Source organism: Microcystis protocystis FBCC-A270 (assembly GCF_050500235.1).
Lineage (GTDB): Bacteria > Cyanobacteriota > Cyanobacteriia > Cyanobacteriales > Microcystaceae > Microcystis > Microcystis ichthyoblabe_A.
This window is the reverse complement of sequence record NZ_CP191407.1, coordinates 2,414,728-2,434,665: the sequence shown is the minus strand read 5'-3', so window position 1 is coordinate 2,434,665 and position 19,938 is coordinate 2,414,728. Positions and strand designations below refer to the sequence as shown.

Here is a 19,938-nt window from a genome sequence, read left to right as displayed (position 1 = left end):
CCTGACTCCTAATTAACGCCCACTGTTCACCGATTACAGTTGACTGATCACTGATTTAGCCTTTCCACTTGCTGGCAACGACTTCAGCGAGATCAACCACCCGTTGGGAGTAACCCCATTCGTTATCGTACCAAGCGATAACTTTCACCATATCGCCACCCATCACCATGGTGAGACTAGCATCAATGATCGAGGAGGCATCAACACCGCGATAATCAGAGGAAACGAGGGGTAAATCATTATATTCGAGAATTCCTTTTAAAGAATTTTCCGAAGCTTCTTTGAGGACTTCGTTTACCTGTTCCGCGATCGTGCTTTTTTCCACTTGCGCCACTAAATCCACCACAGAAACGTTAGGAGTGGGTACACGCAGAGCGATACCGTTAAGTTTCCCTTTCATGTCCGGGATAACTAAGGCTACAGCTTTAGCGGCACCGGTGGAGGTGGGAACGATGTTAACGGCGGCGGCGCGAGCGCGACGCAGATCCCGGTGACTAGCATCCAGAATCCGTTGATCACCAGTGTAACTGTGGGTGGTGGTCATCGTCCCTTTGATGATACCGAAGTTTTCGTGAATCACTTTGACGACAGGAGCAAGACAGTTAGTCGTACAACTGGCATTGCTGATGACATTGTATTTATCGTGTTCGTATTCGTGAGCGTTGACACCAACTACATAGGTTCCCACTCCCGAACCTTTACCCGGTGCGGTAATGAGGACTTTTTTAGCTCCTGCGACAATATGCTTAGAAGCGCCCTCTTCATCAACGAAAACACCGGTAGCTTCGATCACTAAATCTACACCCCATTCTGCCCAGGGCAGATTGAGGGGATTGCGATCGGAATAACATTTAATGGTTTTACCGTTAACAATTAAAGAATTATCATCGGCATCGATATTAGCGTTAAGTTTGCCTAACATCGAGTCATACTTGAGCAGGTGAGCGTTACTCCGGGGATCTGATGTATCATTGATCCCCACTACTTCTAAGCCACTATTAGTCCGTCCTAACCAACATCTTAGGAAATTACGTCCAATCCGTCCGAAACCATTGATCGCTACTCTAATCACTGCTGCTTGCCCTCTACGTTCTAGTGCAATACATAAAAAAATAATTAATGTTCCCAATCATACCTTAAAGGTTGAACTTTACGATCCTGATCGAAAATAATTTATTACCTCAGCAATCCTATCGGGTTTAAATGAGAAAATTTAATTGATTAAAGCGATTTAAAGCCAAAATTAGCCTAAATAACCCCTAAAAGATTCTCATAACCCCATTCCCTCCTTAGCTGTCCGCCTTTTCGGTAATCAGATGTGAGTTTTCAGTTTACTGATTACTGATCACTTAAAGGTCCCCGCTCCTCTTATCCTCAAAAAAAACTCGTTTACTTTTCCGTAAACGAGTTCACTTTCCATGATACGATTAATAGTCCTTTGAGTTATTTGGCAACTGCTACCGGTGCTTTGACGGGCTGAGGCTGGGGCTGCAGATCGCGCAAGCTTGGGAAAAGGAAGTGGTTTTCCTCCACATATTGCGCTCCAAACAGTCCTTTTTCAGCCCAGAAATAGCGATCGGTTGTATGCTCGTTACGCTTAACAACCAATAAAGCTGGTGGGCTAATGCCTATAGCTTGAATATACTTACGCGCCGCAGTTACGGGTTTATCTTCGCCACTTTCAATACTATACTGGGGTACAAGTTCAAGTATCTTACGTCCTTCTTGACGACGGCGACTCTTACGTTTCCGTTTTCTGGCCAACCCAATTACCTCCTGTTTTGGCTAATCGTTGTAATGATAGTTACAAAAGCCGTAGCGATTATATCCCTTCTAGATCGAGAAATCAAGTGTCCCTTAGAAAGCCAATTACGGACAAGTTTGACCGGAAGCTAGACTGGGACTATGTTTAAGTTTTTCTGACAAAAACACAGCCCCAAATCCCGATACAAAACTTATTATTTTTAAACTTTTTTTAATATATACCGTGATCCACCCCGAAAACAGTGACCAAACCCTTATCCTAATTGCTTTTTACTGGCTGCACCCGACCCAAGGAGAGAGTCATTCTCTCCCCTGTCAACTGGGAAATAAAACTCGTAACCCTAGCTTTATCAAGGTTTTCTGATTTTTTACTTTTTACTTTCTTAGTATGCCCTTCTCCTCCCCCTCCCGGACTCCCCTGAGTGATGATTTTATTGCCCTGTGTCAGACACAGATGGAACTTTTGCGAGAGCAAATGGAAACGGACAGAAGTGCGGTTTATTTAACTGAACCTTTATCGAGTAATTTAATTCCAGTCGTTGTTTATCCGCCTTTTAATCCCCCTTCTCCCCAAAAAAAGCGGCTTTCCTTACAACCGGGGCAACCGGCGGCTGACTTGTTAACTGCGGTTAAGTTAGAAGATTTATCCCACCTCTGGAGTAATCAGGAGACCGTCAGCGGTCATCGCTTGTTTTTACCCTTAATGTATGAAGAGGGCATGATCGGATTATTGGTGACAACCAGAGAAAAACGACCTTGGCAAAGTTGGGAATTAACCCAGATGGCAAAAATCACCCAAACCCTCGCTTTAGCCTGTGTACTCGATCGCCAATTGGGAGAAGAACGTTATTATCGACAATGGCAACGTCAGCGCCTCGATACTTTTCTCCATCAAATCCGCAATCCCCTTACCGCTTTAAAAACCTTTGGTAAACTTCTACTCAAAAGGCTTTTAGCCGAAGAAGGTAACGATCCTGCCATTACCGGTATATTGAGGGAAAGCGATCGAGTTCGGGACTTAATTGCCGAATTTGAGGCACAAATTCAGCAAGAAAGCGAAAATTACCCCACCGTCGATATTCCTCTCCTGCAAGCGCAATCTTCCCCCACCACCTTTCTCTTACCTGCTGGCAGCAGCCAACTAACTCCGATCGATCTCCATGATATTCTCGATCCGCTGCTCCTTTCGGCCCAGGCTGTAGCCAAAGAGAGAAATCTCAGTCTAGAAACGATTCACGGGGAAGACATACCACTTATTCGGGCCAATATCCCCGGTTTGCGGGAAGTATTCAGCAATTTAATTGATAATGCTCTCAAATATACTCCTGCTGGCGGAAAAGTCACCGTCGAGGTAAAAAATGTTAAGAATAGTGTAGAAATTGTTTTTAAAGACACGGGTTATGGTATAGCGAGGAGTGATCAAGAAAGAATTTTTCAACGTCACTACCGGGGAGTGCAAGCAGGGGGAGATATACCTGGTACGGGATTGGGTTTAGCGATCGCCAAAGAATTAATTACCAGCATGGGGGGGACGATTGAATTTATCAGTCCTAATCCCGATCCAACAAGTTCCCCTTACCCCGGCACGGTTTTTCGGGTTAGTATGCCAGTTATAGCCGATGATCACCTCAGTAGAGAAAGCTGATCTAGCCGTAAAATCTGCCTATTTTCTTGATCGGGAGATTATGGGGGCGTTCGGTTAAAATATAGGGAAAATATCATTTTTACTGGTAACTTGGCTGTGAACCAAAGAATTGACTAATTATGCCGACGATCGAACAATTAGAACCCGCTAATAAGGCTGATGTGTTAGTATATATGCCCTACTATGCCAAGGACAAACATAGTATCTTGCCCTATGCGATCGCTTTGTATCAAGGAGGATCTTTAGAAGGTCGTCGTCACATAGAAAATAGCGAAGGGATTCCCTTTGTGGCCTCTTGGTATGTATCAAAATTGCCCTCGGAATTGACCCGTTGTCGTTTACAATTTGAAGGACAGGCCGACCTAAGCTATGAAATGACGATTCTTAACGCCGAGTTGATCGAGTATCTCATCGGTGCAATTAAAACCTTTAAGCAGCTAGGTTCGGCCGACTTTTCGCAGGGATTTTATCGGAAACTGCTGCAATTTGAATGATAAAAGTCGGGATTTTACGGGTTAAAAGGAGCAAATCGTGGCCAAATCAGCCAAATCTATACTTATCTCTTCCCTGGAACCCCTCAGTGGTAAATCGGGAACTGTCGTCGGGTTAGCGCATCTCTTGCGACAAAAAGGACTAGAGATAAGTTACGGCAAACCAGTGGGCAATTGTCCGGGATACGTCGATGGGCAATTGGTCGATGAGGATGTAGAATTTATTCGGCAATTATTAGAATTATCCCCGGAGCAGCTGCGTTTACCCCTGATCTACACTGATGCGGATTCCGTTGCTAAACGTTTACAAGGTGTAGATCAACAGGACTACGGCAATATTCTTGCTGGTTATCTCGATCGAGTTAACAGTGATATTATCCTCCTCGAAGGGCCGGGGACTCTCTGGGAAGGCAGTATTTTTCAGTTATCGATGGGGGAGATGGCCAAAATTCTCCAGACTCCAATCCTATTGGTGGCCCGCTATAGTTCTCCCCTAATTGCCGAGAGTCTGCTGAAAGCAAGAGAGGAATTAAATAATCAGCTGCTGGGGGTAGTGATTAGTGATATCCCGGAAGATGATTGGGAGGAAGTACAATCTCTCCTGAAACCCTATTTGTCCCGCCAAGGAGTGGAAGTTTTAGGACTGTTACCTGCTAGTAAATTATTGCGTAGTATTAGTGTTCGGGAAATTGTCCATCTTTTGGGGGCCAAAGTATTATGTCGTCCCGATCGTTTAGATTGGATGGTAGAAAGTTTAGCGATCGGGGCGATGAATGTCAACGCCGCTTTAGAATATTTTCGCAAGGGGGAAAATATGGCCGTGATCACGGGCGGCGATCGCACAGACCTCCAGTTAGCTGCCCTAGAAACTTCTACCACCTGTTTGATCTTAACTGGTTCTATCTCTCCAGATCCCCTAATTTTGGGACGGGCCGAGGATTTAGAAGTACCGATTCTCTCGGTAAATTTAGATACTCTCAGTACCGTGGAAATCGTCGATCAGGCCTTCGGGAAAATTCGCTTACAGGAACAGGTAAAAGTCGCTTGTATTCGCGAATTAATGGGGGAACATTTCCAAATCGATCGCCTGTTAGAAAAGTTAACAATAGGGGCGTAATTTCTCCCCTGCTGCCCAGAATTTCATGGGAAATCACTTCATGAGTCTATCATCCTCCCCTGTGTCATCTCCGGTCAAAGAAAATGACTGGAGCTTATTATTAAGATTACTTCCCTACGCAAAAAAGCAAAAAGCCCTGCTATTTTGGTCATTAATACTTCTTTTTCCCCTATCTCTGACGGGGGCGATCCAACCCTTAATTATCGGTCAAGCGGTTTCCCTTTTGCAAAAGGAACAAACCTGGGGGTTTTTGTCTCAAATGCCCTTAACAGCAGCCATTAATACCCTAATTATTATCCTGTCGGTTTCGATTATTTTACGACTGATTTTAGGGACAACACAAGGTTATCTAGTGCAGAAAGTCGGTCAGTCAATTACTGCTAATGTCCGGGAAGATTTATTTAGTCATGTTACTTCCCTTTCCTCTAGTTTTTTTGATCGCTCTCCCGTGGGACGTTTAGTCACTCGTTTAACCAGCGATGTGGAAGCATTAGGAGAAGTTTTTGCTAGTGGGGCGATCGGAGTTGTCAGTGATCTGGTCAATATTTTAGTTATTATCCTCACCATGTTTACCCTGCAATGGCAATTAGCTCTATTGTTGGTGTTGATGTTATTTCCTGTCACTGCTTTAATTATCTTTTTTCAAAAACAATACCGTAGGGCTAACTATCAGGTACGCGAGCAATTATCAAAACTTAATGCCCAATTACAGGAAAATGTAGTCGGAGTTAATATTGTTCAATTATTTCGCCGCGAACGCTTTAACGCTGAAATGTTTCGCGCTACCAATACTCAGTATCGTCGCTCCCTAGATAAAACAATTTTTTATGATTCGGCCGTCTCAGCTACGTTGGAATGGATCGGATTAATTGCCGTGGCAGGAGTATTATGGTTAGGGGGTATTTTTATTCTCCAAAAAACCATTGATTTTGGGGTTTTATCGGCTTTTATTTTATTCTCCCAACGTCTCTTTAATCCCCTGCGTCAGTTTGCCGAAAAATTTACCATGTTTCAATCGGGTTTTACTGCTATTGAACGCATTGGGGAATTAATGAGTATTCCCATTGAAATTACTGATTCTAACAATTATAAAGAGATTTCTTTCCCAGCAAAACTTAAAACTGGCGAGATTATTTTTGAAAATGTTTGGTTTGGTTATAAACCAGATGAATATATTATCAAAGGTCTCAATTTTACCATTAATCCGGGGGAAAAAGTCGCTTTAGTCGGTCCCACTGGTGCGGGAAAAAGTTCGATTATTCGTCTTCTCTGTCGTCTTTACGAACCAAGTAAGGGCAGAATTCTAGTGGATGGTATCGATATCCGTTATCTTCCCCAAGCGGAATTAAGACGTTATATCGGTGTGATTCTCCAAGAAACTTTTCTCTTTGCTGGAGATGTGACTCGCAATATTACTTTAGGAGAAAATTATGATTTTGAGCAGGTGAAAGCAGCGGCTAAATTAACTAATATCGATCACTTTATCGAGGAGTTACCGGATGGTTATCATACTCTTTTACGCGAACGGGGCGCAAATTTGTCGGGAGGACAAAAACAATTACTCGCTTTTGCGAGAGTCGCTATTCGTAACCCTGAAATTTTAGTTTTAGATGAAGCTACTGCTAGTTTAGACGTGGGGACAGAAGTATTAATTCAAGAAGCTTTAGAACAGATTGTAGTCGATCGTACTGCTATTATTATCGCCCATCGTCTCTCCACTATTCGCAATGTCGATCGAATTCTTGTCCTGAAACGCGGGGAATTAGTCGAATCGGGAACCCATGAAGATTTATTAACTAAAGACGGCCTCTACGCTAGTTTATCGAAAATTTGGGTTTAAAAGCCCGAAGTTCCAGCATTTGTCTTAAATTTTCCCATTCTTTTGCAAATAATCGACTAATGCCCATAATCCTAAGCGATAACTTTCGGCCCCAAAACCGCTAATCTGTCCGATAGCTATATCGGCAATGTAGGAATGATGACGAAAAGACTCGCGTTTGTAAATATTGCTTAAGTGTACTTCCACACAGGCGATTTTTGTGCCTAAGAGTGCGTCGCGGATGGCGATACTGGTATGAGTATAAGCTGCTGCATTAATCAAAATACCGTTATGCTGACCCCATGCTTGCTGAATCCAGTCCACTAATTGCCCTTCCTGATTGGACTGGTGCGCGGTTAAATTCACCCCTAAACGGGTAGCTTCTTCGCTTAAAAACTGGTTAATCGCTTCTAAATTGATGTTACCGTAGAGATTCGGCTCTCTTTTCCCCAATAGGTTTAAATTCGGTCCGTGTAAAACCAGAATGCTTAGTTTATTCACCACTGTCTTCCCTATCATCACCAGAATTAATCTTATCTCGATCAGGGATTATTGCCTATCAACAGCATTTTTGCCGTTAGGGTAATCAGACTAAATCCAGTTATTATAGCGTTTTTCAGTCTGCTGAGGTACAAAAGTTATGGGTTTTAGGCACTCATGCAAGAGGCAAAAGGCTAAGGGGAAGAAAAACAGGTGTACCTCACTAGCTTAGGAAACGCTATAAAAACTGATTATTTATTCTCCGTTTTGCAGGAGTGCCTCTCCTGATATGTAGCCCATACTCAACGGATTTAGTATTGCTTGCGATTCTATACTTTGCACGGTTATAACTTGCATTTTTTACTCAAAGACAATAATATAGTTCAAGAGTCATAATTAGAAGCAAAGCACTCATTAAAAACATGATTAACCTAGAATTCACGGAAGAAGAAAAGAACTCACTGTATTATGAAAGATTTCATCATCCTCATCCCCGGGTTCAACTGAAGATGGAAGTTCTCTGGTTAAAAAGCCAAAAGATACCGCACAAAAAAATTTGTCAGTTAGCAGGAATCTCGCCAAATACCTTATTAACCTATCTTCGAGATTATCAAGAGGGCGGAATAGAAAAATTAAAAGAAATCAACTTCTATCGCCCTAAAAGTGAATTAGAGTCTCAAAGAGAAACACTCAAAAAATATTTCGAGAAAAATCCACCAGCCACAATAAATGAAGCTGTATATAGAATAGAAGAATTGACAGGGATAAAACGAAGTCCTACCCAAGTGAGGAAATTCTTAAAATCCTTGGGAATGAAATGTTTAAAAATAGGTTCTCTTCCTTCTAAAGCTGACCCAGATGAACAAGAAGACTACAAAGAAAAAAAGCTAGAACCCAGACTAAATGAGGCTAAAGAAGGAAAAAGGGCTGTTTTTTTTGTTGATGCCGCTCACTTCGTCATGGGAGCATTTCTCGGTTTTGTTTGGTGTTTTGAGAGACTTTTTGTTAAGTCACCGAGCGGGCGTAAACGCTTCAATGTTTTAGGAGCATTAAATGCAATAACTCATGAAGTTATTCTAGTTACTAATGACACTTATATTACGGCAACTCAAGTCTGTGAACTTCTTGAAAAAATAGCTGCTTTAGGACTAATGATTCCCATCACTCTAGTCTTAGATAATGCCCGCTATCAGAAATGTAAAATTGTTGAAGAATTGGCTCTTTCTTTGTCAATAGAGCTACTCTATCTGCCGTCTTATTCGCCTAATCTAAATTTAATTGAAAGGCTGTGGAAATTTGTCAAAAAGAAATGTTTACATGGTAAATATTATGAAAACTTTTCTGACTTTTCTTCAGCCATTTATGAATGTCTGAATGATGCCCATCTGAAACATAAAAAAGAACTGGATTCCTTGCTGACTCTACGATTTCAGAAGTTTAATAAATCTCAGATTATGAACGTCTAAAGTATATCACTCAATCCAAGCTTTTGGGGGGTGGAACCCCCCAAACCCCGAAGCGCATTAGTTTTTCGGTGGGATGCTTACACGCAGCTGCTGATACATCTGTAATAATTTGAGAGTCATTCCCCTTGCAGCAGTGCCTTTCCTGATATGTAATACCATTTCTCTAAATGAAAACTACACATCGAATTTAAGTCACCCTTTTTAAGGGGGATTTAGGGGGATTAAATTTCTGTAGTCAGACTTTGGAGAATTGGTATAAGTTAAACTTATCACACAGAACCTAGAAGAGCCCAGAGAGGGGAGAGGAGAATAAATAAAAATAATCTCCTGAATCCCGACTCCTGAATCCTGATAACTGATTAAATGCCGTGACTTTTGCCGATTACCCAATGACGCCGGAAGAAGCGAGCGAGCGAAGTTTCTTCTAAGGATAAGTAAATCGGTCTTCCGTGGGGACAAGTGCGGGGATTACGAGTATTTTGCCAATCATCGAGTAAATTCTGCATTTCTTCTAAACTTAAAGCTGTACCGTTGCGGATCGCACTACGGCAAGCGGTAGCAACCTGAGCGGTTTGTAAATCGCCCCCTAAACTTAATTCTAGTAAAGCATCAGCCCGATCCTCCCGTTCTTTTAGTAGAACAGGAATACTACGAATTGCCCAAGAGCGATCGCCAAAACTAGCAACTTCTAATCCTAAACGTTGTAATTGTTCGATTTGTCGAGTAGTTAACTGATTTAAGATGATCGGAGTATCTAACGGCACGATTTCCCAGTTATCCTCTAAACGTTCGTACAAAACCCGCTCATGGGCAATATGTTGTTCCACTAACCATAATCCGTTAGGATGTTCGGCAACTATATAAGTTTGGTGAATTTGAGCTAATGCCTTTAATTCCAGCCGATTTTTCCTGGATTTCTCCCCTATTATATAGGTGCTTTTTTCTTCGGCAGCCTTGAGAATTTGACTGACGCGCTGATTTTGCGCTTTTTCGGGTATATGTTCGGGATTTAGTCCTAAAGCCTTGTCTATGGCTGAAATTATCTGTTCTTGCCAAAAAACGAGGTTATGCAGGTATATTTCCGCTTTAGCTGGGTGACGATTCCAATCGATCGAACGAGGGTTAAGATGTAGATGGAGAAAACAAACGGGATAGCGATCTTTAGGGACTGTACGAGCGAAAGCTTGAAATATTGCCTGTTCTAACTCGGATGAGCGCACCATTCGCCCATTAACAGCAATTTTAACCCAATTCGGTTGATGGCGAGAAATGCGATCGGGCAAACCAATGACTAATTCAATTTGGGCAGATTCTGCGTCAGGAGTCGTTAAGTCAAGTTTTAGGGCTGCTAAATCGTTAAAATGCAGAGATTTAACTAATTGCGGTAATATTTGACTGGCATCCTTACCCGGACTAATGCGTAACCAATCTTGATGATCTTGGAAAACCTGCCAAGTAATTTGGGGATGACAGAGAGCAAAATTATGAATTAAAGTCTGTATATCCTTTAATTGTTTGTTAATTGACGGTAAAGCTTGACGACGCACAGGAAAGTTACCAAAGAGATTTTCTACCGTGACGATAGTGCCGATAGCTATAGGAATCGTTTCTAAATTATCCGGCTCACCCTGGTGATTGTAAAGACAATAACAACCTAAATCACCGTCATGGCGACTGGCAACCCGCAGACGCGCCACCTGTGCGATACTGTGCAAAGCTTCACCACGGAATCCGAGACTGGTAATCTGCCAAAGATCCTCCCGTTGGCGGATTTTGCTGGTACTGTGGGCATAGCTACACAGTTGCAAATCTTCTCTAGACATTCCCCTACCGTTATCCGATACTTGTATTCGCCAATTTTGGGGAGATATATCGATGGTAATCCTATCTGCCCCCGCATCAATGGCATTTTCGACTAATTCCCGCACCACAGCGCCTAAAGAGTCGATTACCTCTCCTGCGGCAATTAAATCGATTACGTCTTGGGGTAAAACTTGTATGGGCAAGGTCATCAATTAATGGTTTTAGCCAAGGGCAAACTCGATATATTGTCGCACAGGGGGTGCATGATTAAGGACTCCGCTCCCTAGCAATTTATCGGCGATCGCTGCTTCCTTGCCATCCCGCTGCACCGATCAAATATAGCGATAGTCCTGGAGCAAGTCCAATGAGTTATACCAATTCTCCAAAGTCTGACTACAGAAGTTTAATCCCCCTAAATCCCCCTTAAAAAGGGGAACTTAAAGGGGGATTTAAATTCGATGTGTAGTTTTCATTTAGAGAAATGGTATTAGGTTGACGTCAGGAAACCCAACAATAGACCCAAGGAAACCCAACAAAAAGATTCAGACGGATTTAGGTGTTGGGTGTTGGGTTTCGTTCCGACGATCCAACCTAGAAAACGAGGCGATCGCTCTATTCATAGCCAATCGGCGCCGGAAAGATGATTTCTTCATTTGCGCCCCAGTCAATCTGATAGATTTCTGGCTCTTCTGGTTTCTGTGTGGAAACGAGGTCTATACTGATAGTTTCTTCGACAAAATAGTCCTAAAAGTGTTACCCGATAAGCATTTCACGATTCCATAAGCAAAAATTATCACACAAAGTCGAGAAGAGCCGATTTCTTGTTGAACATAACGGTGAAAACTGGAATATTCCCAAGCTGAAGGAGCATTAACTAATCGATGTTTTACGGGATTATAATGAATGTAATCTACATGAAAAATGAAATCTTGCTCGTTTTTTATTAAGTGTTCCCAGAACCGTCTTTGCCAGATAGTTTGTTCTTTTTTATTCTCTCTCGAAGTAGTCATGTTTCCGTAATATTGTGAATCGCAGTTACGACTAAAATAGCTTTTTATTAAACGCCAACGAGTGGAAAAATTGGCATCACCTTCGGGTAAAGTCCAAATGCAGTGCAGGTGGTCGGGTAAAATGAAAATGGCATCGATTGTGAATGGGTGACGTTGCATAACGTAGCGAAATGCTTCTCGCAAGAGGGAGATATTTTCTGGTTCGCACAAGAATTTTTTACGCTTGTGAGTGACAAGAGTAAAAAAGTAAGTTCCTCCCTCAATTTTTGCCCTTCGATACTGCATAATAAATATTGATTATTCTGGCGCATAATCCCCCTTGTCGGTTGGATTGACCAAAGGAAAACCCAACAAAGCATAACTGGTGGATTTGTTGGGTTTCCTTGCGTCAACCCAACCTACAAAATTAGACTTTGATTAAGTATTGACTGATTCTAGATGCCTTAAAATCTGTTCTCTTAAATTATCCAAATAATTCTCTACCACATCCCAAACTGTATTAAGGTCAATTCCTCCTAAATAATCATGTACTAAAATATTCCTAAAACCAGAAATATTACGCCAGTCAACATCGGGAATATTTGCCTTTAATTCCTCCGAAAGCCGTTGAGTTGATTCTGCCAAGGTTTGTAAGCGTCTAATGATAGCATCACTCATCATTGAATTAGCAAAAAACTCCAGTTTTCCTCCTTGGGAATACTCCTTAATTTTATCAATACAGTCTAAAATGTATCCAAGATAAACTTGATCGGCTCTTCTGGTTTCTGTGTGGAAACGAAGCCTATACTGATAGTTTCTTCGGCAAAATAGTCGTAAAAGTCTTTCTCCGTCAACATTTCACGATTCCATAAGCAAAAATTATCACACAAAGTCGAGAAGAGCCCTTGATCTTCATTCATAACTTAATTGCCTCCTTTAAAATTCGCTGTTTAATTAGATGATGAAGGCTTTTTTCAGTTACTACATCCACTTTACACCCTAAGAGATCCTCTAAATCAACTAATAATCCACCGGGAAACCAAGGGGATGTTTTAGCTAAATCATAATCAATTAAAAAATCAATATCACTATTTTCGGTTTCCTCACCTCTAGCAACGGAACCAAATACACGCACATTAAAAGCACCATGTTTGGTGGCAATTTTTAGGATATCCTCTCGTTTGTCTTGTATGAGTTGTTTTAGGGTCATAAAATAACATCCATCGCGAAGGTTTTTAATGAACAATTAACAGACTAGACTAGAAAAAACTAAATACTGATAACAATTATCCTAGGTTGAATTGACCCAAGGAAACCCCACAAAAAGCCATGAGAAGCGATCGCCTATTCAGACGGATTGAGGTGTTGGATGTTGGGTTTCGCTCTCCCCTAAAATTGAGAGGTTTTCTTTAACCTATTGATTCGCTCAACCCAAGAAAAAGGACTAGACCGCGCCTAATAGCCGTAGGATTTCCATAACCGCTTCATATAACGCCGTGTTTCCTTGCTGGCGGAACAGTTCGGCGGCTTGTCGGAAATCTCTGATCGCTTTTTCCGTTTCTTGTCGAGAGTAATAAAGAACCCCCCGATTGGCGTAAGCCAGGGCCAATTGGGGATTAATGTTGATCGCCTGATTGTAATCGGACAGGGCGAGGTCAGGTTTCCCCTGTTGTTGGTAAAGATTCCCCCGATTGATGTAAGCTTCGGCCAATCGGGGATTAATGTTGAGCGCCTGATTGAAATCGGACAGGGCGAGGTCTGGTTTCCCCTGTTCTTTGTCAAGAAGCCCGCGATTGTTGTAAGCCTGGGCATCTCGGGGATTAATGTTGATTGCCTGATTGAAATCGGACAGGGCGAGGTCGGGTTTCCCCTGTATGGCGTACAGAACCCCCCGATTCAGATAACCATCGGCATCTCGGGGATTAATGTTGAGCGCCTGATTGAAATCGGACAGGGCGAGGTCGGGTTTCCCCTGTTCGCCGTAAAGAAGCCCCCGATTGACGTAAGCACGGGTGTCCCGGGGATTAATGTTGATCGCCTGATTGTAATCGAACAGGGCGAGGTCTGGTTTCCCCTGTCCGGCGTAAAGAAACCCGCGATTGTTGTAAGCCAGGGCCAATCGGGGATTAATGTTGATCGCCTGATTGTAATCGGACAGGGCGAGGTCAGGTTTCCCCTGTTGTTGGTAAAGAAGCCCGCGATTGAGGTAAGCCTCGGCGTATCGGGGATTGATGTTGATCGCCTGATTGTAATCGGACAGGGCGAGGTCGGGTTTCCCCTGTCCGGCGTAAAGAAACCCGCGATTGTTGTAAGCCTCGGTATAGTTAGGATCGAGTTCGATCGCTTTGGTGAATTCAGCGAGGGCGAGATCGTATTTTTCTTGTTGGATGTAGCCAACTCCCCGGTTATAGTAGCCGATTGCGTCTTGATTGTTCCCTTGAGCGATCCGGGTTTCGGCTGGTTGTCGGCTCTCTAGCGCCATGACGGGGCGAACAGTCGCGAGGGTGGAAAGGCTGATTAGGCTAAGGGTGGTAAGAAGGGCAAAGGATTTCATGGCTAGTTCCTCACTGGGGATGATTTTAAATTCTACTTAGGGTTGGCTGAAAAAGTTTTTCCCGGGGGCAGGGTGTGGAGTGTAGATCACGCCAAGGGTTGGCAGTTTTTGATTGCAAAAAAGCCTAAAAATATTATCCAACAAGGTTTTTAGATTTATTCAGCCAGCCCTACTTATACTAAATCTGGTTATTAAAAACTGATGATTTATTCTCCGTTTTGCCTCTTGCCTCTTGCCTCATCTCAATAAGCAATTTAAATGCGCGGGCAGTTTACCTAGCAGCAGTCAAAGGCAATCAACCAACTCTTAACGATAAGATTCAAGCTCTAAGTATAGAGGACAATTTTAAAATAAGTATTGAAAACAAGGACAGCAAAAAACTTGAACAACAAAAACTAGAACAGCAAGGGATGGGAGCAACCCCATCCCCAAACTAGACAATTATGCTATTCTTTTTTATACATCACCTCCACCACGGTATGAACGTTACCTCTGGGATGAAAATCCCCCTTAACTTTCATCTGCAAGGGTTCGCAAGCGGCCACCAAATCATCTAAAATTTGGTTAATTGCTTCTTCGTGGGAAATATAACGATCGCGATAACTATTAATATAAAGTTTAATCGCCTTTAATTCCATCACCTTTTGATCGGGAACGTAGCTAAGATAAATAGTGGCAAAATCGGGATAACCGGAAAAGGGACACTTACAGGTATATTCCGGCAGGGTGATCTGAATATCATAATTTCTGCCAGGACGTGGATTAGGGAAAGTAATTAATGTTCCTTCGGCAATTTCTCTTTCCCCGTACTTAACTTCAATTTTTTCGGAAGACTGAACCATGTTTTTTTCCTAACTAGACACTGTTTTCTATCATAGCTGGAATATTCTCTCAAGAGGCGTTACCGAATCAACAGATGAATAGTAACTCCTGCATCCTCTTGACAAATTAGCTTAGTCCTAGGTTGAAAGAGTCCCGAGAAGACAGTTGAGACTGAAAATCAGCCAAGCCCAATTTTCAGGTAAAAAATGCTCTATGATTAACCCTAAAGATACTGTAAAACTGGTTTCATGCTCTCCGAGATTAAAAACATAGCCGAGAGTCTCGCACCCCGATTAGTGGAGATTCGCCGCCACATTCACGCGAATCCAGAGTTAAGCGGGCAAGAATATCAAACTGCCGCCTATATTGCCGGGGTTTTGTCTTCCTGTGGTCTATCGGTGCAGGAAGCGGTGGGAAAAACGGGAGTTAAGGGAGAATTGGCGGGAAAAGGCAGTGATCGAAGGATTTTAGCCATCCGGGCCGATATGGATGCCCTACCGATCCAAGAAAAGACCGATTTAGACTTTGCTTCGCGTAAACCGGGGATTATGCACGCCTGCGGTCACGATGTTCATGCTACCGTCGGTTTAGGGGCGGCGATGGTGCTTTCCCGTCTCTCGGAACCTTTGCAGGGAAAAATACGCTTTCTCTTTCAACCAGCAGAGGAAATCGCCCAGGGGGCCAATTGGATGATCCGGGAAGGGGTGATGCGGGATGTCAGCGCCGTTTTCGGGCTGCACGTTTTCCCCTCGATTCCGGCCCGATCGATCGGGGTTCGTTACGGGGCCTTAACTGCGGCTGCCGACGATCTGGAGATTTTTATTCAAGGGGAATCCGGCCACGGGGCCCGGCCCCACGAGGCGATCGATGCTATCTGGATCGCTTCGCAAGTAATCACCACTTTGCAACAGGCAATTAGTCGGACTCAAAACCCTTTGCGTCCCATTGTCCTCACCATCGGCCAGATTAGCGGTGGTCGCGCCCCCAACGTCATCGCCGATCAGGTACGCATGGCAGGAACAGTGCGATCGCTGCACCCAGAAACCCACGCCCATCTCCCAGAATGGATCGAGAGTTTGGTCACGAATGTCTGTAGCACATATAACGCTAAATGTCAAGTAAATTATCGTCGGGGTGTGCCATCGGTACAAAATGACCAATTTTTAACTCGTTTGGTGGAAGAAGCTGGTTTAGAAGCTTGGGGACGGGATCGGGTTTTAATTCTCTCGGAACCCTCCATGGGGGCCGAGGATTTTTCCCTTTATTTGCAACAGGCCCCGGGGACAATGTTCCGTCTGGGAGTGGGTTCTCCTCACCTCCTCAATCCCCCCCTTCACCATCCGGAATTTTTAGTGGATGAGTCGGCAATTCTGACGGGAGTGATTACTTTAGCCTACGCGGCCTATAAATATTGGCAAAGGGAAGATTAAACCGGTTTTTCAAGATAATTTTATGGAAATTTGGCAAGATTTAGCTATTATAGCTTGGACAGAATTGCTGCTGGATAATTATGAACGGTTAATCGGGCGATCGCTTTTACCCCGGATCGGTACTGGCAAAGAACAGAGTAAAATGCTCTTTTATGCCCCTTTTGTGCTGGTTTCCCACGGTACGCAAACTAATCCAATCTTCAATTATGGTAATCGCGGTGCCCTCGATCTCTGGGGTTTAACTTGGCCAGAATTATTAACAACTCCTTCGCGAGCGACGGTAGAGGGAGAGGAAATCGCCCAAGAACGCCAAAAAATGCTGGATTTAGTCAAAAAACAGGGCTATATCAACGATTATCACGGGGTAAGGATCACGAAAAACGGTCAACTATTTCGTATTGAAAAAGCGATCGTTTGGAATATCATCGATCGTGATGGCATTTATTGCGGACAGGCTGCCACTTTTGCCGATTGGATTTTTCTCTGATTTATCGCCCCAATATGACCAACTCAGACCGAATTATTGTTCCTCTTGATGTGCCGGATTTAGAATCAGCGATCGCACTGCTTGATCTGCTGCCAGAAGTCAATTTTTGGAAAGTGGGACTAGAATTATTTGTTAGTAGCGGTGCAGAAATTCTAGGGATTCTGCAAGAAAGACAAAAAAAGAGCTTTCTCGATCTTAAATTCCATGATATTCCCAATACGGTCGCCGGGGCCTGTCGTTCCGCCAGTCGCTATCAAGTGGATTTACTCACCCTGCACGCAACAGCCGGACGGCAAGCAATGACGGCGGCTAAGGAGGCAATTTCTGACCTGCTATCGCCGCCAAAACTTCTCGCTATCACCGTTTTAACCAGCCTTAACGCCAGGGAATTAGCCCTCGACCTCAAAATTCCCCTAGAACTATCGGAATATGCCTTAAATCTGGCATTATTGGGCAAAGAATCGGGAATTGATGGGGCGGTTTGTTCTCCCCAAGAAGTGGCGCAATTGCGTCGCGTCTGTGGAGAGGATTTTCTCTTAGTTTGCCCCGGAGTTCGTCCCTCCTGGTCAATCAAAGGGGATCAAAGTCGGGTGATGACTCCGGCCCAAGCGCTTAAAGCTGGGGCTGATTATCTAGTAATTGGACGACCGATCACTGGTGCTGAGGAGCCAAAAGTAGCATGGGCAAAAATTTGTCACGAATTAGCCGATATTTAGGGTTATTACTGGTTATGTTCGGGATTAACTCGCCAGTAGTTAGTCTTCCTCTTTCTAGCTGTCCGGAGGATTTAAATCTTTTAGTTGATCGCCTCTTGTCAGATTTACCCGGTTATGCTAATCGAGTTATTAGCCGTTCCCAAATCGATCAAGAATTATCTACACCGGTTTTTGTGATTATTGCTGGTCGTCCCGAATTTGCACCCCTACCTTTAACTGCTAGTCAATATTCCGGTCAAATTGCCGATGACACTCAACAGGTTTTTTTTACGACTTTAGAGCGTCAGTATAGCAAAAATCGCTCTGTCAGCCTCCAGAATTATCACTGGTTATTTTTAACTAAAACTGGGGAAGGATGGCGATTAGTGACGGTTTACAGTCAATTAGCTTCCCTTGAACCTGCTCAAGTCCCCTTACCTCCCCTAGAAACCAGTCAAGGGACCATCGGCCAAGCGGTGCGTCTCTGGCTGCGGGACTGCGAAGCGGCTGCATTGCGCTAAATTCGCTCGGCCAAAACAAAGCGATCGAAACCTGCTAGGTCGTTAATAATCTGAATTTGTCGATAATTGCCCTGATTTTCCAGCATTTGCGCTACTTTTTCCCCTTGACCGGCTCTCATTTCCACTAGCCAAAGGCCTCCCGATCGCAGATAATCGGGAGCAGTGGCCACTAGATAGCGCAGCGCAGTCAATCCGTCTTCACCTCCATCGAGGGCCAAACGGGGTTCATGTTCCCGCACTTCAATTTGTAGGTCGAGGATTTCTGCACTGGGAATATAGGGAGGATTGGACACCATACCGCTAATCTGTCCTTTCCACTTCTCTAGGGGTGTCCACCAAGAACCCTGTTTTAAGATAATTCTGTCGGCAAAACCCGTCTTGATGATATTTTCTTTGGCGATCGCTAAAGCCGTTTGACTGTAATCAATAGCATAGATCTCTGCTTTTGTCAAGATACTGGCTAAACCAATAGCGATCGCACCGCTACCGGTTCCCAGATCTACCCAGATTCCCCCGTCGTCTCCTCTGACGGTTTCTCCAACGATATCGATTAATAACTCGGTTTCGGGACGAGGAATTAAGACCCCTGGGGAGACTTTCAGGGTAAAATCACGCCAGACCACCGATTCGAGCAAATACTGCAAGGGAACCCTTGCTTGAAGGCGTTTTTGCCAGCGTTTAGTAATTTCCGACCAAGAATAACTCAAGGGGATTTTTTCTCGTTCGCGAAAGGATTGTAAGCGCAGGGAAAGAGTATCTAAATCTGTCACTGCTTGCAGAAATATATCCACTTCCTTCGGAGATAGTTGCGCTTGCGCTAAATCCGCGATCGCCTGTTGGCGCCATTGACTTAATTCTTGACCGGAAATACTAGCAGACACAAGGCTTAACGATTGGGGGCGGGGGGATTATTGGTATTATTATTAGGGCGTGGCTGATTTGCTGGGGGTTGGTTGGGAGCATTTTGGTTACTATTTGCTCGGATAAAATCAATCGTTTCTTGGCTAGGATAGAGGAGAATTTTAGTTAAAGCTTCATCGTTACTTTGTTGTAGGGTGGCAATGACACTTTCTAAGGGAATAACATCAATTTTCACCGTGGCTGCTTCGGCGGGATTAGCTTTTTTATATTGTTCTACCATTTGCAAAGCGGCGGCTTTTTCAAAGAAGAAAGGAATAAAATCCTGATTATTGCGATTGACCACCAGAAAATTACTCTCTTTTCCTGCTTTCGGCACAAATAAAGGTACACCACCTTGATACTGTTGACCTCTTTCACTGAGCAGTTTTTTCGCCGATTCTACTTCCGACTCTTTGGGAACAAAATCGATAATTAAACGATTTTGATCGGTTTGACTGGTTTGCATTTTATAGACTTGTGCCAAGGAAACAGCCTGAACTTTAACTTTGCTGGCCACTTCAGGATTCTCTTTTTTCAGTTGTTCAAAAAAGTTTTGTGCGTCCTGCTTACTGATAAAAACCCCAGTGAATTTCTGTTCTTTTTCTACGGCAATTAAGGGAACTCCTTGATCATCGGCAATAGCGAAGACAGGTACAGACTGCAAGGTTTTGACGATTTGTTCTTCCGGTAAAGCGAGTGCTTTAGAATAGCTGCCCAGCAGCGAAGTCAACATTGTCGTTCCTACTAAACCAAGAGTTGCCGTCCAACGAATGAGAGATTTCATCAAAATAATTACCTCGTTATTACTATTAACCAATATTTGCCGTTAATCTGAACTATATCGTCTGCTTAACTCCTCCGATTAGGAGTTTTCTGATGAATAACCAGCCCCAAAAGTTCCCTTTATTGGCTTGGTTCTGAACTATCATAGCTAAAAAGATCCGCACTTGGTGAG

21 protein-coding genes are annotated in these 19,938 nt (G+C 43.5%); 9 read left to right on the top strand and 12 right to left on the bottom strand.

Going from position 1 to position 19,938, the window contains the following annotated elements; all coding sequences use genetic code 11:
- Positions 1-55 precede the first annotated feature (55 nt).
- Both ACQY1X_RS11810 and ACQY1X_RS11805 read right to left on the bottom strand, forming a co-directional pair.
- Entirely contained in the window at positions 56-1,072 is a 1,017-nt protein-coding gene (locus ACQY1X_RS11810; RefSeq protein ID WP_002731954.1) for a type I glyceraldehyde-3-phosphate dehydrogenase, read from the bottom strand.
- Positions 1,073-1,443: 371 nt separating this feature from the next.
- Positions 1,444-1,764, bottom strand: coding sequence for a DUF3155 domain-containing protein (locus ACQY1X_RS11805; RefSeq protein WP_002732265.1), 321 nt, complete (start codon positions 1,762-1,764; stop codon positions 1,444-1,446).
- Between the two features lie 388 nt (positions 1,765-2,152).
- Here ACQY1X_RS11805 and ACQY1X_RS11800 point away from each other — a divergent pair, with 388 nt between their 5' ends.
- The 4 genes from ACQY1X_RS11800 to ACQY1X_RS11785 all read left to right on the top strand — a co-directional run bounded on the left by ACQY1X_RS11800 (position 2,153) and on the right by ACQY1X_RS11785 (position 6,857).
- Complete coding sequence (locus tag ACQY1X_RS11800; protein ID WP_430014627.1) at positions 2,153-3,409, top strand: GAF domain-containing sensor histidine kinase; 1,257 nt, start codon at positions 2,153-2,155, stop codon at positions 3,407-3,409.
- 119 nt (positions 3,410-3,528) lie between these two features.
- The gene (gene ebsA, locus ACQY1X_RS11795; protein WP_103111116.1) at positions 3,529-3,903 is read left to right on the top strand and encodes a type IV pilus biogenesis protein EbsA; all 375 of its coding nucleotides are present in this window, start codon (positions 3,529-3,531) and stop codon (positions 3,901-3,903) included.
- A 37-nt stretch (positions 3,904-3,940) separates the two neighbouring features.
- Positions 3,941-5,017, top strand: a complete 1,077-nt coding sequence (locus ACQY1X_RS11790; RefSeq protein ID WP_193977943.1) for a phosphotransacetylase family protein — start codon at positions 3,941-3,943, stop codon at positions 5,015-5,017.
- Positions 5,018-5,057: 40 nt separating this feature from the next.
- Positions 5,058-6,857 carry an ABC transporter ATP-binding protein gene (locus ACQY1X_RS11785; protein WP_430014626.1) on the top strand — a complete coding sequence of 600 codons (1,800 nt, stop codon included), beginning with the start codon at positions 5,058-5,060 and terminating at the stop codon, positions 6,855-6,857.
- A gap of 24 nt (positions 6,858-6,881) precedes the next feature.
- On the opposite strand, the gene aroQ is transcribed toward ACQY1X_RS11785, so the two are convergent.
- A complete protein-coding gene (gene aroQ / locus ACQY1X_RS11780) occupies positions 6,882-7,337 on the bottom strand; it encodes a type II 3-dehydroquinate dehydratase (protein WP_002734113.1) in 456 nt (151 codons plus the stop codon).
- Positions 7,338-7,738: 401 nt separating this feature from the next.
- Here aroQ and ACQY1X_RS11775 point away from each other — a divergent pair, with 401 nt between their 5' ends.
- On the top strand, positions 7,739-8,782 hold the full coding sequence (locus tag ACQY1X_RS11775; RefSeq protein ID WP_069474877.1) for an IS630 family transposase: 1,044 nt from the start codon (positions 7,739-7,741) through the stop codon (positions 8,780-8,782).
- A 359-nt stretch (positions 8,783-9,141) separates the two neighbouring features.
- On the opposite strand, the gene mutL is transcribed toward ACQY1X_RS11775, so the two are convergent.
- The 7 genes from mutL to queF all read right to left on the bottom strand — a co-directional run bounded on the left by mutL (position 9,142) and on the right by queF (position 14,970).
- Positions 9,142-10,794 carry a DNA mismatch repair endonuclease MutL gene (mutL, locus tag ACQY1X_RS11770; RefSeq protein WP_069475421.1) on the bottom strand — a complete coding sequence of 551 codons (1,653 nt, stop codon included), beginning with the start codon at positions 10,792-10,794 and terminating at the stop codon, positions 9,142-9,144.
- 504 nt (positions 10,795-11,298) lie between these two features.
- Positions 11,299-11,880 carry an REP-associated tyrosine transposase gene (locus tag ACQY1X_RS11765; RefSeq protein WP_002734993.1) on the bottom strand — a complete coding sequence of 194 codons (582 nt, stop codon included), beginning with the start codon at positions 11,878-11,880 and terminating at the stop codon, positions 11,299-11,301.
- 132 nt (positions 11,881-12,012) lie between these two features.
- Positions 12,013-12,324, bottom strand: a complete 312-nt coding sequence (locus tag ACQY1X_RS11760) for a HepT-like ribonuclease domain-containing protein (RefSeq protein ID WP_069475422.1) — start codon at positions 12,322-12,324, stop codon at positions 12,013-12,015.
- Positions 12,318-12,494 carry a hypothetical protein gene (locus ACQY1X_RS11755; protein ID WP_176721684.1) on the bottom strand — a complete coding sequence of 59 codons (177 nt, stop codon included), beginning with the start codon at positions 12,492-12,494 and terminating at the stop codon, positions 12,318-12,320. The genes ACQY1X_RS11760 and ACQY1X_RS11755 overlap by 7 nt, the downstream gene beginning before the upstream one ends.
- Positions 12,491-12,784 (bottom strand): nucleotidyltransferase family protein, encoded by a 294-nt coding sequence (locus tag ACQY1X_RS11750; protein ID WP_002733639.1) that lies wholly within the window; start codon positions 12,782-12,784, stop codon positions 12,491-12,493. Before ACQY1X_RS11750 ends, ACQY1X_RS11755 begins: the two co-directional genes overlap by 4 nt.
- 234 nt (positions 12,785-13,018) lie before the next feature.
- Positions 13,019-14,128, bottom strand: a complete 1,110-nt coding sequence (locus ACQY1X_RS11745; protein ID WP_069475423.1) for a tetratricopeptide repeat protein — start codon at positions 14,126-14,128, stop codon at positions 13,019-13,021.
- A gap of 446 nt (positions 14,129-14,574) precedes the next feature.
- Positions 14,575-14,970 (bottom strand): preQ(1) synthase, encoded by a 396-nt coding sequence (queF, locus tag ACQY1X_RS11740; RefSeq protein WP_002740916.1) that lies wholly within the window; start codon positions 14,968-14,970, stop codon positions 14,575-14,577.
- Between the two features lie 228 nt (positions 14,971-15,198).
- Here queF and ACQY1X_RS11735 point away from each other — a divergent pair, with 228 nt between their 5' ends.
- The 4 genes from ACQY1X_RS11735 to ACQY1X_RS11720 are packed head-to-tail and all read left to right on the top strand — an operon-like array spanning position 15,199 to position 18,083.
- The gene (locus ACQY1X_RS11735) at positions 15,199-16,380 is read left to right on the top strand and encodes a M20 family metallopeptidase (protein ID WP_002778079.1); all 1,182 of its coding nucleotides are present in this window, start codon (positions 15,199-15,201) and stop codon (positions 16,378-16,380) included.
- 22 nt (positions 16,381-16,402) lie between these two features.
- Positions 16,403-16,867 (top strand): MEKHLA domain-containing protein, encoded by a 465-nt coding sequence (locus ACQY1X_RS11730; protein WP_002797035.1) that lies wholly within the window; start codon positions 16,403-16,405, stop codon positions 16,865-16,867.
- Between the two features lie 14 nt (positions 16,868-16,881).
- Complete coding sequence (gene pyrF / locus ACQY1X_RS11725; protein WP_430015712.1) at positions 16,882-17,583, top strand: orotidine-5'-phosphate decarboxylase; 702 nt, start codon at positions 16,882-16,884, stop codon at positions 17,581-17,583.
- Entirely contained in the window at positions 17,547-18,083 is a 537-nt protein-coding gene (locus tag ACQY1X_RS11720; RefSeq protein ID WP_430015711.1) for a hypothetical protein, read from the top strand. The genes pyrF and ACQY1X_RS11720 overlap by 37 nt, the downstream gene beginning before the upstream one ends.
- Here the strand turns inward: ACQY1X_RS11720 and prmC are convergent.
- On the bottom strand, positions 18,080-18,964 hold the full coding sequence (prmC, locus tag ACQY1X_RS11715; protein WP_430014621.1) for a peptide chain release factor N(5)-glutamine methyltransferase: 885 nt from the start codon (positions 18,962-18,964) through the stop codon (positions 18,080-18,082). The two genes, ACQY1X_RS11720 and prmC, sit on opposite strands and share 4 nt — an antisense overlap.
- A 5-nt stretch (positions 18,965-18,969) precedes the next feature.
- Positions 18,970-19,767, bottom strand: coding sequence for a Tic22 family protein (locus ACQY1X_RS11710; RefSeq protein WP_002755148.1), 798 nt, complete (start codon positions 19,765-19,767; stop codon positions 18,970-18,972).
- Positions 19,768-19,938 lie beyond the last annotated feature (171 nt).

Excerpts from the sequence above, each read along its gene's own strand:
- ACQY1X_RS11720 (WP_430015711.1), top strand. The coding sequence starts at position 17,547 with ATGGGCAAAAATTTGTCACGAATTAGCCGATATTTAGGGTTATTACTG.
- ACQY1X_RS11745 (WP_069475423.1), bottom strand. The coding sequence starts at position 14,128 with ATGAAATCCTTTGCCCTTCTTACCACCCTTAGCCTAATCAGCCTTTCC.
- queF (WP_002740916.1), bottom strand. The coding sequence starts at position 14,970 with ATGGTTCAGTCTTCCGAAAAAATTGAAGTTAAGTACGGGGAAAGAGAA.
- ACQY1X_RS11755 (WP_176721684.1), bottom strand. The coding sequence starts at position 12,494 with ATGAATGAAGATCAAGGGCTCTTCTCGACTTTGTGTGATAATTTTTGC.
- ACQY1X_RS11785 (WP_430014626.1), top strand. The coding sequence starts at position 5,058 with ATGAGTCTATCATCCTCCCCTGTGTCATCTCCGGTCAAAGAAAATGAC.
- ACQY1X_RS11710 (WP_002755148.1), bottom strand. The coding sequence starts at position 19,767 with ATGAAATCTCTCATTCGTTGGACGGCAACTCTTGGTTTAGTAGGAACG.
- ebsA (WP_103111116.1), top strand. The coding sequence starts at position 3,529 with ATGCCGACGATCGAACAATTAGAACCCGCTAATAAGGCTGATGTGTTA.
- ACQY1X_RS11730 (WP_002797035.1), top strand. The coding sequence starts at position 16,403 with ATGGAAATTTGGCAAGATTTAGCTATTATAGCTTGGACAGAATTGCTG.
- ACQY1X_RS11800 (WP_430014627.1), top strand. The coding sequence starts at position 2,153 with ATGCCCTTCTCCTCCCCCTCCCGGACTCCCCTGAGTGATGATTTTATT.
- pyrF (WP_430015712.1), top strand. The coding sequence starts at position 16,882 with ATGACCAACTCAGACCGAATTATTGTTCCTCTTGATGTGCCGGATTTA.
- ACQY1X_RS11735 (WP_002778079.1), top strand. The coding sequence starts at position 15,199 with ATGCTCTCCGAGATTAAAAACATAGCCGAGAGTCTCGCACCCCGATTA.
- ACQY1X_RS11750 (WP_002733639.1), bottom strand. The coding sequence starts at position 12,784 with ATGACCCTAAAACAACTCATACAAGACAAACGAGAGGATATCCTAAAA.
- ACQY1X_RS11775 (WP_069474877.1), top strand. The coding sequence starts at position 7,739 with ATGATTAACCTAGAATTCACGGAAGAAGAAAAGAACTCACTGTATTAT.
- ACQY1X_RS11765 (WP_002734993.1), bottom strand. The coding sequence starts at position 11,880 with ATGCAGTATCGAAGGGCAAAAATTGAGGGAGGAACTTACTTTTTTACT.
- mutL (WP_069475421.1), bottom strand. The coding sequence starts at position 10,794 with ATGACCTTGCCCATACAAGTTTTACCCCAAGACGTAATCGATTTAATT.